Source organism: Arthrobacter sp. Cza30 (assembly GCF_059090765.1).
Genome location: NZ_JBNHGA010000012.1, coordinates 89,257 through 103,063 on the forward strand (window position 1 = coordinate 89,257; position 13,807 = coordinate 103,063).

The window sequence follows — 13,807 nt, forward strand, 5'->3', positions numbered from 1 at the left end:
TACGGCAACGTCTAATTTTGATGGTTCATGCCGCCAATCCAATGTCGCCCTCCATAAATCTCCGTGCTAGAAATCCTAGAGGCTGGCCCTGACAAAATCGGGCTCACTTACTTCAACGCCTTCTTCGGAGAAGCGGTGTAATTACGGGCGACGGTCAACTCTTCTGGACTGTAGGGAGGCCATCGTCTGTGCGCCATGCGGTGGCAGTTCGCGCACAGAGGAACGAGCTCCGTGATGGGATCCACAGGACGCGATTCGCCCATGGAGCTCACGGGGACTAAATGATGGACCTCAATATATCCATTGGCTGTCCCTCCATAGATCTCATCGAAGTTGAATCCACATACCGTGCAGGATCGGCCATGAACAGCTATCGCTGCAGCTCGGTTTGCTCTGCTTCGTTCATACCTGTGCGATAGCACAGAGTACTTATGCCCCTCATACGCGAAAGCAAAATCGACCTCGCGCATTTCAACAGGATCCTCAAAGTCCAGAGGCAGGAGACAGACTAAGAAGCTGAAGAGCGCTTCGGTCACCTTCAAGACATCCATACTTGCGTCTTCTACCGACGTCCTCATCAAGCTTCCTGTGCAGACGAACGTATGGACTGTCCCGCCCAGCTCATCAACATTCAGTTCTTCGACCTTGATGCCGTTGACGACAATCTGGAAGTTGGCACCAAGAGATTCGTATGCTCGCACGATTTGAGTAACTTGCAGCCATCTTTCGGAATCGGCTTCACTTATTACTCGAAGGAGATCAGCTGCCAGCCGGTCGAGCCTAAGTTCCGCTTTAACCCGGCTCAGGAGACGGGTCACCTCGACGCTAAAGCCATGGGGGCGTGACATTCCAAGTAGCCGAAACTCAATGGCCGCTGTCTGCGGACTCGATTTGGCAGTTATTGGCAGACTGAGTGCGCGGCTAAGCGCACCTGCTAGCTCTTCTGAATCCATGGAATCGTAACCCTACTCGGAATCCGGTGAGGGAAGATCTTCAACAAGCTTTTTAAGCGCCCTAGAAACGTCATAGCGAATATCTTCGAATATTTCCTTTGTGGAGTCCTGTGCCGACCGGAATTCGGCCGAAGCCAGTGCCCACAAGAGAGAATCAAGTGCTTGGATCGTGTTTCCCGAAGACTGATTGGGCAGGTAAACCTTTTCATAGTAGGGGTGCGATTTACTGATTCTTACGCCAGGATTATCACCAATATAGGCCGGTTGGTAGAGAATACCATCCCGGAGTTCATCAACAGCTTCAACAAACACGCCTGTACTAGATTGCACATAATCCACGTTGACTACGCCATGCTCATTACGGATCTTGGCCGTACCCGTACTTTCATCCGTGGATTGCAGCGTCGCGTTGGGAATGGATTTCGACTTGTCTTTGATTGCGGCATTCGACGGAGCATGAAGCTGAGGGTCTGTCATGTCCTTCGCCCGGGAGCGTTGACCGTCGCGATAGCGAGCTTCGGCTTCTCGCCTGGGAGGCGTCAGAGCCCTATAGACGACATCGGCAAGCGCAGTGTCCAGTATGATAGTCGACTTCTTAATGTCGACTTGGAACGCCAAATCTAGCTCGTGGTCGAAAGAAAGCTCCGCGCGGCATAATGTGAAGTGAGGTTCTTGCGCCCACATGTTGAGCCAGTCGGGCCCATGAATCAAACGATTCTCTCGGTAAACGTAGATTCCCTGCGTCTTGTTGCCCAAGCGGGCCAAGGCCGGCGCGCCCTCTCCAAAGTCAGCTTGGAGTTCAGTTTTACGGGGCATCACGAACGCTTTGAGATGCATGGCAGTTTTCTTGTCCCCAAGATCCACAGGAATCGATACATCCAGGAGCTTGTCAGAGCCAAAGCCAAATGGGTCCCATGCATCGATAGGGGCATCGTTTAAAGAGATGCGAACGTTGCTAGCACGGCTATCTGTGTGATCGAGGAACCGCTGAAATACCATGGCTAGGTGGTCGCGCAAAGAACTGACATGTCGCTTGATCGCACCTTGTGCCCGGTCTCCAGCGGGGTCCTTATAGTCACGGATCAGGCGATCCACTTTCTCCCAGCGTACGACCGTTCCCGTTCCCTTGGCATGTTTTTCCAGCAAGCCAGCATCGATTGGATCCGCGTTGGAATCGACAGACACTTGCCAACCTTGACTCGGAACCAGGTCTAAATCCCAAATGGCAGTTGCTGCCGAATCTTGGTCGCCTGGCTTTGAAGTCAATTTAAGTCGGCGTGCAAATGATGTGGAGGCGGTCTTAAGCCCCAAGCCAAATTTGCCAAGGCTGGAGGGATCGGGGCGCCGGGCGGAGCCGTACTTAAGGGCATTGACCAAGCCATTTCGATCCATGCCCGTGCCATTGTCAGTCACACTGAAACGAACATTCCCTCTGGGATCAAGCTTGAGTTCAACAGAAACGAAGTCTGCACCGGCCGCGATCGAGTTATCGACGATGTCAGCGACGGCCGTGTTCAATATATAACCGGTGTCTCGCAACGACTCCGTGATGCGCTCCGGATCGGGCGTGACTTCGAACAGCTCAGCTGACACTAGTTCTTCCTCCTTGAGATAGCACTCCATGTGCCGGAAAGCTTGATTGTTTCATAAATATCGAACGATTCAGGCGCCGAAGTGAGCGATGGGGCACGCGTAACCAAGTCGTCTTCGATTGACGGACCGCTGCGGTTTAGTCCTATCGTCCACCGCCCAGTCAGACTCCGGGCTAGATGCAGAGTGTCCCCGACGCGGGCTTGGTGTTTCTTAAAAAAAGGCGTTAAGCCTGTCAACCTATACTCGTTCCGAGTGGAACGTCCATGAAGTTTTCCGTTGTAATAGATGAAGTTCAGTTTCCACTCGTCTATGCCATCTACTTCGCGGAACAGCATCTGCTGCCTAGGATTGAATTGACTGATATCAAGGGATGGGAAGAAGGCCAGCATTTCATCTTGCCTCGGCACAACAACCCCCGCTTGGTGTGAGCCTGTAGATCCGACGTCGTTCGAGGTAAGAACCTTTGTCACTGATGCAATTATTGTTGTCATGATAAGGAAGCCACCTTTGGGCTCATTGCGAGCATTTCGTCAAGTTCTCGGTTGCTTGGAAGTTCCTCTGCCCCACGCAGTCCATGCGTGGACAAGTGCCGTTTCGCTTGAACACGTTCCAGCATCAACTCTTCGACTGTGTCTTTGTAGTACAGGGAATAGATGAACACTGGCTTATTCTGGCCTCGCCTGTGAGCCCTCGCTGAAGCCTGATCAATGGTTGCCGGGTTCCACTCAGGAGTAAAATGGATGACGTAGTTGGCAGCCTGGATGTTTATGCCGACACCAGCAGCTTTTGGGTTTAGTACTAGGACAGCTGGACCTGCAAAGCTTGTAAAATCGTCAACTCTCAACTGGCGTTCATGGATCGGGACTCGACCATCTAAATGAGATATAAACGCTGACGGGAATCGTTTCAACAAATCACTCTGAATCTCGTCGACAGTCGAAGTGAACGAGGCGAAGATCAGAACTTTACAATTCCGACTAAAGGCCTCGGTAATAATTTGCAGGGCCTGTTCGTACTTTGGATTTGCTGTCGTGATCGGAGGATTCTCGTCGTCTAAACAGCGAAGCGTCGAACAAGCTTGTCTAAGATATCCGATCTTGGCAAGCGGGGAAATCGACTCGTCAAGTCGGAGCCTTTCGTACTCCGAAGCCATCAGCTCGCTTGCATGAACCGGCACCAGGGCATCGGTGCGAGCAGGTAGGTCACCAGCAACGTCTGTGACCCTCCGTCGAATAATCAGAGGGGCCACTCTGCGCCCCAACTCAAGTGCGGCGTGGTCCTCGTCCGGATACCGTATTTTGAAGTCATCAAGCGACGACAAATAATCCGGGGCCACTACAGACATGATCGACCATAAATCTGTAAGTGAGTTCTCAATCGGAGTGCCGGTTATGGCGATAAGCAGCTTTGAGTTCAATCGTTGTAAAACTTGCGATCTCTGTGCTTGAGGATTCTTAACATACTGAGCTTCATCGACAGCGATGGAACCCCACGAAAGGGATCGCAGCATGAACTCATCGCGGATAAGCAGGTCAAAAGAAGTCACCACAACATCGAAGCTGTTCAAGAACGAGGGATCTCCGCTTCTCTGAGAGCCCGCATGCTCATGAACACGCAAGTTTGGTGCAAAACGGTTCAACTCACGGCACCAATTAGCTGTGGTTGATGAAGGGGCGACGACTAAAGAAGGTGAGCCGCCATTTTGGGTTACCCACGATATCAAGCCTATGGCTTGTATGGTTTTGCCCAAACCCATCTCATCGGCGAGCAGGCATCCTAAACCTTGGTCAGCCATGGAGACCAATTTTGATATCCCGACGGCTTGGTAAGGGTATAAGACCGCGTCTACAAGGTCATTCGGTGCCTTGGCTATATCAGTAGCCAGCGAAGAGGTCAGCGCTCCATGGTGGTCACCCTCGAAATATCCGATTTCCAACCCGCTATGCCACAGTAACCACAGCTGCTGGGCTTCGCTGAGTTCTTGTAGAAGCCTAATTCCATGAGAATCCAGGATTCTAGTCATGGTATTTATTGCAGCCGGGTCGATAGCAAACCACTGGTTCCCGATTATCATTTGGTCTGTTTCCGGCCAGGAATCTACTATGGGCTGGTTTTTGGCGTTGACTGCACGCAGAGCTAAGCAGGTCCGCCCGGCCTGCGAGGCTATTAGAACAGGCTCAAGCTGGAGCAGATCGGCTGAGATATCCAGATGAGGCAGGTCGTGGGACGGTCTATTGCAGTCGACTCCGCCGATCTCACGAAGGCCTTCGTACTCGGCTGACCAGACATCGATAGCCTCTACTTCTAATGCCGCAGATTCCGTCCTCAGCACGATTCCCGCTGTGCACTCCCACGTCCCCCCAGTGGCCATGCCTTACGATGCCTCTGCAAGTCGGTTCTTGGCCGCCATCTTATCTAGATGGATGGTCATTTGTGCTGCCAAAGACTCAATGACCGGAACGACAACCGAGTTTCCGAACTGGCGATAGGCTTGCGTGTCACTAACCGGAATTTGGAAAGTGTCCGGGAACCCCATCAGTCGAGCGCATTCTCGCGGTGTGAGGCGCCTTGGATTCTGTCGGGGACCGCGCGCAATTAGGATTTCGGATCCATCTTTATGGTAGCGAGCCGACAAGGTCCTGGTTGTCTTTCCGGGTTCAACAAGACCATAACCGAATCCGTTGCCAGCCAAACGATGCTTCTCCGCATAACCCTGGAGGTAGGACCAGAGTTTGTCGCTGAGTACGTATCTATCGACGACTTCTTTACTGTCGGCATCGAGGTAGGGCAGGTCGGCGTCGGCTGGGTTGTTTCCAGAATGAAGAATCTCACCAACGTCAGCGATTCGACGCTGGGGCTGTATCGAGTTCCAGTCCCATTCGACTGGGGATTCGAAGCCTATAATATAAATTCGCTCCCGATGCTGCGGCACAAAGCCCTTGGCGTCAACAACTTTATACTGAATAGAATATCCCAGCTCCTTTTCGAGTACCTCCTTGATCACTGCAAAAGTCCGACCACCATCGTGGCTGATAAGATTCTTAACGTTTTCGAGCAGAAATGCTTTCGGGCGTTTCTTTTGGATAAGTTCTGCGACATTGAAGAAAAGCGTTCCCTGTGTCTTATCCAAAAATCCATGATCGAGGCCGAGGGAATTCTTCTTGGAGACACCGGCCAGAGAAAAAGGCTGGCAGGGAAAGCCTGCTGCGAGGATGTCATGATCCGGAACATCGGAGGCATCCACTGCGTTGATGTCACCGAGTACCTGGTGCCGTGATTCATGGTTTGCCATGTAGGTCTTGACGGCAAACTTGTCCCATTCACTAGTGAAGACACACTCGGCACCAGCGCGTTCGAGGCCGAGTCGGATGCCTCCAATGCCGGCGAATAGATCTACGAACTTGTAGCGCCCGTGGGAGTTTGGTACGTCGGTGGGCCAAGACCCATAGTATCGGTCCAATGCGAGAGAGAGTATCGGGGGAACGGCGGTTGTGTCTGTCATCCACCGTTCCACTGTCCGAGTGGAGTACCCGAGTACCTTAGCGACCTCGCGAGTGCCATGCAGCTTAGCCAGCGTCGTCAGTCTATGGGTGGTTGTGGCAGATGGTTCGTTCCTCATAGTCATCCATTCTGGGCCACAGTACCGACAATTTGTCGCAAGACATACCCGGCGTGACCACCGTTGTGCCGACCTGCTGGTCCCGATGTGCGTTCAAGGATTCGACTATTTCGACTGGGCTTACGCCTGCCTTTCGACTGCCCGAGCGGCGTCGTCGACATTAGGCGTGGCAGACGGGCGAGCGAGCATCTTCAATTCTGCGACATTAAGGATCTCGTCCAAGCCAGGTGAAGTTGGGGCCTGAGAGACGGCGTCCACTGGCCCGACCCACTTAATATGTCGATTATGTAACTATAATTTCTAAGATTAGTAGGGCTGCGAGAGGGTGGAGAACCGAGACGGCCGGAGATGCATGACGCGTCGTCAGCGTTGGTGCGGAAGGTATCGGTGCTCAACGACGTGTTGGAGTACCAGATGTGCGGTGCCATGGGGACGAATGAGACGGACTTCCGGGCCATGCAGCACTTGATGCCCAAGGGGCCGATGACGCCGTCGCAGTTGGCGGACGCCCTGCACGTGGCCACAGCCGCGGTAACCACGGTGGTGGACCGCTTGGTGCGGGCTGACCATGCCACGCGAGTCCGCATCCGTTAGACCGGCGGAGATGCTGATTGAGCCGAAGCCCCATGCGGCCGGGCAGTTGATGTCCCAGCTGACGCCGATGATCCGGCAGACTGATCAGCTCGTTCGGGACATGGAACCTGCGCAGCAGGAAGCGGTGGTGACCGTATCTGACCGGCGTAGTGCAGGCTATGGAGCAACGCATTGCGGAGCTGGAGGGGGAGCAGCAACGCGTCCCCCAACTCACCGGGAAGAGGCCGACATGACCGTCACCACATGGATATCTGCCCCGCAGTCGTCAAACAATGGCAGTTGGGGAAGGTTCAGCTCACTGGTCGAAGCGGAACTGCGGGACTTCGTGGAAAGGGATGGCGCCCAAGCCGCAGGATTCCGCGGTCTTTCCCGCTGATGTGGGACCACAAAGAGTCGGCCCCTGATCGGCGGAAAAGGGGCTGTGGCTCCCGGATGTGCACCTAACCTACACAGCCTTCGACAGTGAGGAACTCGGCCGGTGCGCGAAGTGGCGCGACGCGTTCGAGTTGCTCCATACCGCCTTGGTTGCGCAGACGACGCGGTCGACCCTAACTTCGTCCGGACAGTCAACCATCGGCACCACTACGGACAGGCTCTGACGCTACGCGTCGGGCTCCGGGTTAGCAGTGTCCGTCCGGTCGATCACCCGGCCGGTGCCGGCAATTTCCCGGGCGAGCTCGATGCCGTCCTTGGCCTCCTGAAGGGACGGATACGTCACCGATTCGGCCATGAGATTTCCCTTGCCGTCCAGCATCCTGACCCGGTAGTCGCCGTCGGGTGACTTGATCACTTCGAAATGCCCTGCCATGTCTAGCGTTCCTGTCCACGAGGTTTCCACGGCGCTGTGGAGTCCAAACAGTATGCCATCCGGCGTTTGCTGCCGTCTCGAGCCCTTGCCACACCTGCCCGCCGCGAGGAGAGTGGACAGTACGCTGACACGCTAGCGAAGGGCAAAACCCATGCAGATCGACAAGCAGCAGATTATCGATTTCCTCAAGCAGCAGGGAAAAGAGGACCAGGCAGTTGCGGCCGATGCAGAACTGCCGGAAAAAGTGGACACCGAGCGCGACTCGGGGCTGTTGTCCAGGCTGGGCATTGACGTTGACGCGCTGCTCGGCAAGCTCCCCGGAGGGTTGGGCGAGAAGCTGGGCGGTATGAAGGACAAGCTCGGCGGCTTCGGGTAACAAACGCTGCCGCCTAAGCGGCCGCGCCGCGCAGCGCCCGGAGACAGCCTAGCGGTTGGCTCCGGGCGTTGCCGTGCCCGCCACCATGGGATTTATCGGCAGCCATGCCGGTCCGACGGCGAACTCGTCCTGCACTGAGACGTCGAAGCCGGCGGCGGCGATCGCCGCAGCGGTGTTCCGGTTGGGCTCGCAGCCCTGTGCAGCGAAGGACCAGACGGGCCGCAAGAAGTCCTGCACCTTGCCGTGCGCGCCCGGGCCGCGGACGTGCTCCAGGAAGAGGAGCTTGCCGTCCGGCTTGAGCACGCGCTTGGTTTCGGCCAGCGCGGCCGCCTGGTCGGGGACGCTGCACAGCACCAGGGTGAACACCACGGCGTCCACACTGGCGTCCTCGGCCGGCAAGTCCTCGGCCAACGCATCCACGACGCGCACCGTTGCGGAGTGGGACCCGACCCTGGACTCCAGTCGCCTGCGCATGTTCGGGTCCGGCTCCACCGCCGTCACGGAGCAGCCCGGCGGGAAGTAGGGCAGATTCGCGCCGGTGCCCGCACCGACGTCGTACACAATCCCGCTCAACCCGGACAGCAAGGCGGTGCGGTGCGACGCGAGCTCCGCCGGTTCGCGGCGAATGGCGGCATCATATTGCGCGGCGAACAGCGCGCTTCGCAGTCCCATGAGCGTGGTCCTCTGTTTAGCTCCGATGTAAGCCCCGGTGTCGACCCTACTCCGCGTGCCAGGCGGAAGGGAGGGCGTTCAGGCCGGCCGCGTGGTTTCCTCCGGTTCTTCGCGCTGCTCCCGTCCGGCCGCACGTTCCTTGGCCGCTTTGAGCTGCCTGTGCAGCGAAGCGTTGTCGTCTTCCAGCTCCAAAACCTTGCCGACGCCGGCCAGGTTCACGCCGTCGTCGACCAGCTCGCCAATCCGGCGGAGGCGGTCAACGTCGTCCTGGCTGTACCGCCGCGTGCCGCCCGCCGTGCGCTCCGGTTCCAGCAGGCCGCGCCGTTCGTACAAGCGCAGGGTCTGCTCGCCCACGCCCACGATGTCGGAGACCACGGAGATGCCGTAGACGCCCTTGTCCGTTCGCGGCTGCTTCTTCTCGCTTGCCAACATCCCTCCCAAAAACTACTTGCAAACATAGTAGCGCAGAGTCATAATATCTATGCGCTCAAACATAGATTTAGTGAGCGCCAACGAGAAGAACTGAAGGAGGCTGCCATGTTGATGCGAACTGATCCCTTCCGTGAGCTGGACCGCCTGACCCAGCAGGTCTTCGGAAACCAGACACGCCCGGTGGCGATGCCGATGGATGCGTGGCGCGAGGGCGAGGAGTTCGTCGTCGAACTCGACCTGCCCGGCGTCGATCCGTCCACCATCGACCTGGACGTGGAACGCAATGTCCTCACGGTTGCTGCGGAGCGCAAGTCCAGGATCGAGGACGGCAAGGAAGTTGTTGCCGCCGAACGGCCCAGCGGTACCTTTAGCCGCCAGCTGATCCTGGGCGACACGCTGGATACGGACAAGGTCACGGCGAACTACGAGGCCGGCGTGCTGGCCCTGCGGATCCCCATCCGCGAGCAGGCCAAGCCGCGCAAGATCGAGATCAACAGCGGAGACACCAAGCAGATGATCGACGCCTGACCTGTGGGATCGCAGCCGGTGGTGACGCCCGGGCGCGGGCGGAACCACCGGCTGGCCATGAGCGGCGCACGCTTCCGACAGCAGGAGGGAGGCCAGATGGGCGACGCCGACTTCTACGCCATCCTCGGCGTGGCGCCCGATGCCAGCGAGGCGGACATCAGGCGCGCCTACCGTGCCTTGCTGCGCATGCATCACCCGGATCTGAACCACGACGGCGGTGCGCCGCGGTCGCGCGCCGACGGGCTGGCGATGGGTGCCATCCTGCAGGCCTACTCGGTGCTGGGCGACGTGGGGCGCCGCGCAGATTACGACCGCGGACGCCGCTGGGGCGGCGGACGCAACCAAACGGCGGCCTCGCCCGGCGGCGGGCAGGCGGCTTCGCCGGGGCGGTCCGCCACGCCCAGGACTCGTCCGCGCCCCGCGTCCGAAGTGCGCCCGGCCATGCAGGTGGCGGATACGGTCTACCTCGGCTTCCCACGACGGGAGCCCGAGGATACCGTGTGGCCTGAGTGGCTGCTATTCCCCTTTCGATGAAGCGAGGATCAATGCCTGTTTCCAGTTGGCGTCGGTACGACCATCACCTGTTTCCCGTTTTCCACGAACGGTTTGAGGAGCGATGGGGGCCGGGGACAGCGCCGTTTTTAGACCCGAGCGTCTTCGAGGAAGGCCAGCCGCGCCCGCGCGCGCAGTGGATCAACGTGGACACCGGCGCCGCGGTCGCCGTCGTGCCGGTGTGGGAGGACGACGACGGCGAACACCGCTCCTTCGCCGTGTTCTACCTGCCGCCTGCCGGCGGCATCTGGGCCCTGCGACCCGGCTACACGAACTACACGGAAAGCACCAACGGCGGCCCGGAACAGGCCGCTCTGCGCAACGACTCGTTCAAAAAGGCCGTGGCCCACGCCGAGGAGTTCATCTACGGAACAGGCGGGAATGGACCCTAGCCGCTGGGTTACCGAGGAGATCACCTGCGCCCCGGGTTTAGCGGGCGCACTGAAGGTGACGACGGCGGGTGGCGGGGAGGCAACGCTCCCGGCCACCCGCCGTCGTCCGTGGTTCTTGGCGGGTCTTACCTGCCGGCGGCTTGCCTGGTGTCCCCGGTCAGGGCTGCCAGCGCCCCGGTGTCCATGTCCTCGGAGGGGCCGCCGAGGTAGCGCGCCATGCTGTCGTCCATGGCGTTGATCCAGCGGGTGTGGTGCCGGGCGGCCATGGTGCCGGTCATGACGGAACGGTGGATCATGTCCCGGTAGCCGAGGATGTTCTCTTCCTTGTCCTTCATCCACTGCTTGAGCAGCACCGCGACGGCGTCCAGGTCGAACTCCGGGTAGTCCGTCAGGGCGATCAGGTCGCGCAGGTAGTCGGTCTGGAAATCGGCCTCGGCGTCGTGGTCGGGGAGTGCGTCCTGGCGGTCCAGCCAGGCCTGGATATCCGCCTGGCGGTCCTGCAGCGACGGCAGCTCGATCCGGCCCAGCATCACGTCGCGGGCGAACCATGCCTGCGCGTCGAACATGTTGAAGGTGTAGTACTGGTCCTGCGCGCCCAGATAGAACAGGTTGGTGTTCTGCTGCCAGACCACGCCCTTGTAGAGGTTGCCGGGGTAGAGCAGGTTCGGCGACTGCAGCGACAGTTCGGTGGGGAGGAACGGGTACTTGTGCAGGTAGCCGGTGCACAGGATCACGGCGTCGAACTCGCCGGTAGTGCCGTCGCTGAAGTGCGCGGTGCTGCCCTCGAAGCGTTCCACCAGCGGGCGCTCGACGGCCGACTCGGGCCAGTCGAAGCCCATCGGGCCGCTGCGGTAGCTGAAGGTGACGGACTTGGCGCCCATCTTGTGGGCCTGCATGCCGATGTCCTCGGCGGAGTAGCTGCTGCCGATCATGAGCAGGTTCTTGCCGGCGAACCGCTCGGCTCCGCGGAAATCGTGGGCGTGGAGCACTTCGCCCGGGAAGCTGTTGATGCCCTCGAACGCCGGCACATTCGGGTAGGAGAAGTGGCCGGTGGAGACTACGAGCTTGTCGAAAACGTGCGTTTCGGTGCGGTGTGCCGCGAGGTCCTCGACCGTGACGGTGAATTCCTGAGACTCCTCGTCGTAGGAGACCCAGCGGGCCACGGTGTTGAACCGGACGTACTTGCGGACGTCGGATTTCTGCACGCGTCCGGCGATGTAGTCGAACAAGACTTCCCGCGGCGGGAAAGAGGAAATGGGTCGGCCGAAGTGCTCATCAAAGGTGTAGTCGGAAAACTCGAGGACTTCCTTGGGCCCGTTCGACCACAGGTGCCGGTACATGCTGCTGTGCACGGGCTCGCCGGCGGCATCCAGGCCGGTGCGCCAGCTGCTGTTCCACTGTCCGCCCCAATCAGACTGCTTTTCGAAGCACACAATGTCCGGGATGTTCGCTCCGAGTTGACGGGCTGATTCGAACGCGCGCAGTTGGGCCATGCCGCTGGGTCCTGCACCAATGATTCCGACTCGCATATTAAATGCATCTCCTCATTCATTGGATCTCTCCGTCAGGCTCGACACTCCAAATCCACGGAACGGCCGTATCGGCGCACCGGTGGCGGTGAACAAAGGCGCTAGGTGCGCAGCGGTATGACACTGGCGGCGCAGGAAGGCGCCGGGCCCTGAATAACCAATCCCGAGGGGGAGACGGGCACCGTGTCCGCGGGCAGGCGAGGATGCCTGCGCGAGCGATTCGGAGCGGCTAACCGAAGATCCAATAACACCGGTTGGCCTTCCTCAATAGCATCAGGTCGGGTGTGGCAAGTCAAAAGCGGAGAGATCCGTCACGTTTCCCGCGACGTTCGGCCGCGCGGGTAGGAGGGCGGGGATCCATGCACTCAGTCATGGCCCGGGTGCTCGTGCTCCATGTGGCCCGCGGGCTCTAGCTGAAACGTGGAGTGCTCCACGCTCAGCTCGAAGTGTTCGGCCACGCACTGCTGGAGTTGGTCCAGGACCTGCGGGGCGTGACCGTCCACAAAGCAGGAATCCTCGATCACCACGTGCGCGCTGAGTACCGGGATGTTGGAGGAGATCCGCGAGGCGTGCAGGTCGTGGACCGACAGCACGTGCGGCACTTCCAGGATGTGTTGGCGGACGTCCTCGAGATCCAGGCCCTTCGGCACGGTTTCCAGCAAAATGCTGCCCGCCTCGCGGAGGATCTTGATGGTGCGCGGGACGATCAGGATGGCGATCAGCATCGCGGCGAGTGCGTCAGCCTGGGTCCAGCCGGTGGTGGCGATGACGACGGCGCTGGCGATGACGGCGACGGAGCCGAGGGCGTCATTGACCACCTCGAGGAAAGCGGCCCGCAAGTTGAGGTTCGCGTTCCGGCCGGCACTGAGCACCAGCATGGCGGCGATGTTCCCGAGCAGGCCGATGATGCCGAAGACCAGCAGGCCACTCGAACTGACTTCGGGCGGCTGGAACAGCCGCTGGACACCTTCCACCAGCGCGTAGATTCCGACCGCGAGCAGGACCGCTGCCTGGGCTCCCGCGGCCAGGACTTCCATCCGGAGGTATCCCCAGGTTCGGCGCGGGGTGTGGGGCCGGGCCATGAGCGAAGCGGCGATCAGGGCGATCAGCAGCCCGCCGGCATCGGTGAGCATGTGCCCGGCGTCCACCAGCAGTGCAAGGCTCCCGGTCACGAAGGCGCCGACCACCATGGCGACCAGGATGGAGGCGGTGATGGCGAAGGCTATGGCCAGCCGACCGCGGTGCGTCGGCCCGGCGTGGTGGTGGTGTCCGCTCACGCCGACACCTCGGCTGAGGGCGCCGCCCCTGTCATTGGCTTCGCGGGCAGCGCCTCCGCGGCAGCCCGGCCGCCGGCGACCGTCGGACACAGCTCGACGGCGTAGCCGGTGGCCTTCAAGAGTTGCTCGGCTGATGCCAGGGCGGCGAGCAGTTCGGGCTCGGTGGTCAGCGAGTACATCGACGCCCGCCCCACCGGGCGTGAGGTGACCAGGCCGCAGTCGCTCAGGCACAACAGGTGGGCGCTGACCGTGGACTGGGCAAGGCCGAGGTGCTCCGTCAGCTCCCGGACCTTGTGCTCGCCCGTGGTCAGGTGCTGCAGGATGGTCAGCCGGGTGGGGTCCGAAAGACTGTGGAACAAAGCGGCCGCCGGCGCCAGGTCGCCTGTGCGGCCCGCGGCCCGTTCCCGTTGCATCGTCATACGACGATGATATCGGTGGAGTGCGAGTTTGTCGCAGCAGGTACGAAGGACCGCACGCCCGAC

General features: G+C 59.6%; 17 protein-coding genes. 6 read left to right on the forward strand and 11 right to left on the reverse strand.

Annotation, left to right across the window (positions count from 1 at the left end):
* Positions 1 to 107: 107 nt before the first annotated feature.
* Genes AC5RVZ_RS30100 through dcm form a run of 5 tightly spaced genes read right to left on the reverse strand, consistent with a single transcriptional unit; the run spans position 108 to position 6,048 of the window.
* Complete coding sequence (locus AC5RVZ_RS30100) at positions 108 to 953, reverse strand: HNH endonuclease (RefSeq protein WP_494069279.1); 846 nt, start codon at positions 951 to 953, stop codon at positions 108 to 110.
* Positions 954 to 965: 12 nt separating this feature from the next.
* The gene (locus AC5RVZ_RS30105; protein WP_494069280.1) at positions 966 to 2,546 is read right to left on the reverse strand and encodes an ATP-binding protein; all 1,581 of its coding nucleotides are present in this window, start codon (positions 2,544 to 2,546) and stop codon (positions 966 to 968) included.
* The gene (locus tag AC5RVZ_RS30110; RefSeq protein WP_494069281.1) at positions 2,546 to 3,037 is read right to left on the reverse strand and encodes an EcoRII N-terminal effector-binding domain-containing protein; all 492 of its coding nucleotides are present in this window, start codon (positions 3,035 to 3,037) and stop codon (positions 2,546 to 2,548) included. The genes AC5RVZ_RS30105 and AC5RVZ_RS30110 overlap by 1 nt, the downstream gene beginning before the upstream one ends.
* Complete coding sequence (locus tag AC5RVZ_RS30115) at positions 3,034 to 4,878, reverse strand: DEAD/DEAH box helicase (RefSeq protein WP_494069282.1); 1,845 nt, start codon at positions 4,876 to 4,878, stop codon at positions 3,034 to 3,036. Before AC5RVZ_RS30115 ends, AC5RVZ_RS30110 begins: the two co-directional genes overlap by 4 nt.
* Before the next feature lie 42 nt (positions 4,879 to 4,920).
* A complete protein-coding gene (gene dcm / locus AC5RVZ_RS30120; RefSeq protein WP_494069283.1) occupies positions 4,921 to 6,048 on the reverse strand; it encodes a DNA (cytosine-5-)-methyltransferase in 1,128 nt (375 codons plus the stop codon).
* Positions 6,049 to 6,537: 489 nt separating this feature from the next.
* Between dcm and AC5RVZ_RS30125 the strand changes: the two genes are divergently transcribed.
* Together AC5RVZ_RS30125 and AC5RVZ_RS30130 are read left to right on the forward strand one after the other, a co-directional pair.
* Positions 6,538 to 6,759 carry a MarR family transcriptional regulator gene (locus tag AC5RVZ_RS30125; RefSeq protein ID WP_494069284.1) on the forward strand — a complete coding sequence of 74 codons (222 nt, stop codon included), beginning with the start codon at positions 6,538 to 6,540 and terminating at the stop codon, positions 6,757 to 6,759.
* Between the two features lie 10 nt (positions 6,760 to 6,769).
* Positions 6,770 to 7,135 carry a hypothetical protein gene (locus AC5RVZ_RS30130; protein ID WP_494069285.1) on the forward strand — a complete coding sequence of 122 codons (366 nt, stop codon included), beginning with the start codon at positions 6,770 to 6,772 and terminating at the stop codon, positions 7,133 to 7,135.
* Positions 7,136 to 7,360: 225 nt separating this feature from the next.
* Here AC5RVZ_RS30130 and AC5RVZ_RS30135 read toward each other — a convergent pair whose 3' ends face one another.
* Positions 7,361 to 7,567, reverse strand: a complete 207-nt coding sequence (locus AC5RVZ_RS30135) for a YegP family protein (protein ID WP_494069286.1) — start codon at positions 7,565 to 7,567, stop codon at positions 7,361 to 7,363.
* A 151-nt stretch (positions 7,568 to 7,718) separates the two neighbouring features.
* Between AC5RVZ_RS30135 and AC5RVZ_RS30140 the strand changes: the two genes are divergently transcribed.
* Positions 7,719 to 7,943, forward strand: a complete 225-nt coding sequence (locus AC5RVZ_RS30140) for a hypothetical protein (protein ID WP_493978740.1) — start codon at positions 7,719 to 7,721, stop codon at positions 7,941 to 7,943.
* A 48-nt stretch (positions 7,944 to 7,991) separates the two neighbouring features.
* Here AC5RVZ_RS30140 and AC5RVZ_RS30145 read toward each other — a convergent pair whose 3' ends face one another.
* The gene (locus tag AC5RVZ_RS30145; RefSeq protein ID WP_494069287.1) at positions 7,992 to 8,615 is read right to left on the reverse strand and encodes a class I SAM-dependent methyltransferase; all 624 of its coding nucleotides are present in this window, start codon (positions 8,613 to 8,615) and stop codon (positions 7,992 to 7,994) included.
* Positions 8,616 to 8,693: 78 nt separating this feature from the next.
* A complete protein-coding gene (locus AC5RVZ_RS30150) occupies positions 8,694 to 9,047 on the reverse strand; it encodes a MerR family transcriptional regulator (protein WP_494069288.1) in 354 nt (117 codons plus the stop codon).
* 105 nt (positions 9,048 to 9,152) lie between these two features.
* Here AC5RVZ_RS30150 and AC5RVZ_RS30155 point away from each other — a divergent pair, with 105 nt between their 5' ends.
* From AC5RVZ_RS30155 to AC5RVZ_RS30165, 3 genes are read left to right on the forward strand one after another with little or no spacing between them, the layout of a single operon-like run.
* Complete coding sequence (locus AC5RVZ_RS30155) at positions 9,153 to 9,575, forward strand: Hsp20/alpha crystallin family protein (RefSeq protein WP_494069289.1); 423 nt, start codon at positions 9,153 to 9,155, stop codon at positions 9,573 to 9,575.
* 57 nt (positions 9,576 to 9,632) lie between these two features.
* Positions 9,633 to 10,109 (forward strand): J domain-containing protein, encoded by a 477-nt coding sequence (locus tag AC5RVZ_RS30160; RefSeq protein ID WP_494069290.1) that lies wholly within the window; start codon positions 9,633 to 9,635, stop codon positions 10,107 to 10,109.
* An 11-nt stretch (positions 10,110 to 10,120) separates the two neighbouring features.
* Positions 10,121 to 10,519: a hypothetical protein gene (locus AC5RVZ_RS30165; protein ID WP_494069291.1), complete on the forward strand. Its 399-nt coding sequence runs from the start codon at positions 10,121 to 10,123 to the stop codon at positions 10,517 to 10,519.
* Between the two features lie 125 nt (positions 10,520 to 10,644).
* On the opposite strand, the gene AC5RVZ_RS30170 is transcribed toward AC5RVZ_RS30165, so the two are convergent.
* The 3 genes from AC5RVZ_RS30170 to AC5RVZ_RS30180 form a co-directional block, all read right to left on the reverse strand.
* Positions 10,645 to 12,048: a trimethylamine monooxygenase gene (locus AC5RVZ_RS30170; protein WP_494069292.1), complete on the reverse strand. Its 1,404-nt coding sequence runs from the start codon at positions 12,046 to 12,048 to the stop codon at positions 10,645 to 10,647.
* A gap of 365 nt (positions 12,049 to 12,413) precedes the next feature.
* Positions 12,414 to 13,325, reverse strand: coding sequence for a cation diffusion facilitator family transporter (locus AC5RVZ_RS30175; protein WP_494069293.1), 912 nt, complete (start codon positions 13,323 to 13,325; stop codon positions 12,414 to 12,416).
* Positions 13,322 to 13,744 (reverse strand): ArsR/SmtB family transcription factor, encoded by a 423-nt coding sequence (locus AC5RVZ_RS30180; RefSeq protein ID WP_494069294.1) that lies wholly within the window; start codon positions 13,742 to 13,744, stop codon positions 13,322 to 13,324. Before AC5RVZ_RS30180 ends, AC5RVZ_RS30175 begins: the two co-directional genes overlap by 4 nt.
* Between the last annotated feature and the right edge of the window lie 63 nt (positions 13,745 to 13,807).

What these genes read in the sequence shown, in the direction of transcription:
- AC5RVZ_RS30100 (WP_494069279.1), bottom strand. Translation starts at nt 953, where the DNA reads ATGGATTCAGAAGAGCTAGCAGGTGCGCTTAGCCGCGCACTCAGTCTG.
- AC5RVZ_RS30150 (WP_494069288.1), bottom strand. Translation starts at nt 9,047, where the DNA reads ATGTTGGCAAGCGAGAAGAAGCAGCCGCGAACGGACAAGGGCGTCTAC.
- AC5RVZ_RS30130 (WP_494069285.1), top strand. Translation starts at nt 6,770, where the DNA reads ATGCTGATTGAGCCGAAGCCCCATGCGGCCGGGCAGTTGATGTCCCAG.
- AC5RVZ_RS30180 (WP_494069294.1), bottom strand. Translation starts at nt 13,744, where the DNA reads ATGACGATGCAACGGGAACGGGCCGCGGGCCGCACAGGCGACCTGGCG.
- dcm (WP_494069283.1), bottom strand. Translation starts at nt 6,048, where the DNA reads ATGACAGACACAACCGCCGTTCCCCCGATACTCTCTCTCGCATTGGAC.
- AC5RVZ_RS30160 (WP_494069290.1), top strand. Translation starts at nt 9,633, where the DNA reads ATGAGCGGCGCACGCTTCCGACAGCAGGAGGGAGGCCAGATGGGCGAC.
- AC5RVZ_RS30155 (WP_494069289.1), top strand. Translation starts at nt 9,153, where the DNA reads ATGTTGATGCGAACTGATCCCTTCCGTGAGCTGGACCGCCTGACCCAG.
- AC5RVZ_RS30110 (WP_494069281.1), bottom strand. Translation starts at nt 3,037, where the DNA reads ATGACAACAATAATTGCATCAGTGACAAAGGTTCTTACCTCGAACGAC.
- AC5RVZ_RS30170 (WP_494069292.1), bottom strand. Translation starts at nt 12,048, where the DNA reads ATGCGAGTCGGAATCATTGGTGCAGGACCCAGCGGCATGGCCCAACTG.
- AC5RVZ_RS30145 (WP_494069287.1), bottom strand. Translation starts at nt 8,615, where the DNA reads ATGGGACTGCGAAGCGCGCTGTTCGCCGCGCAATATGATGCCGCCATT.
- AC5RVZ_RS30140 (WP_493978740.1), top strand. Translation starts at nt 7,719, where the DNA reads ATGCAGATCGACAAGCAGCAGATTATCGATTTCCTCAAGCAGCAGGGA.
- AC5RVZ_RS30135 (WP_494069286.1), bottom strand. Translation starts at nt 7,567, where the DNA reads ATGGCAGGGCATTTCGAAGTGATCAAGTCACCCGACGGCGACTACCGG.
- AC5RVZ_RS30165 (WP_494069291.1), top strand. Translation starts at nt 10,121, where the DNA reads ATGCCTGTTTCCAGTTGGCGTCGGTACGACCATCACCTGTTTCCCGTT.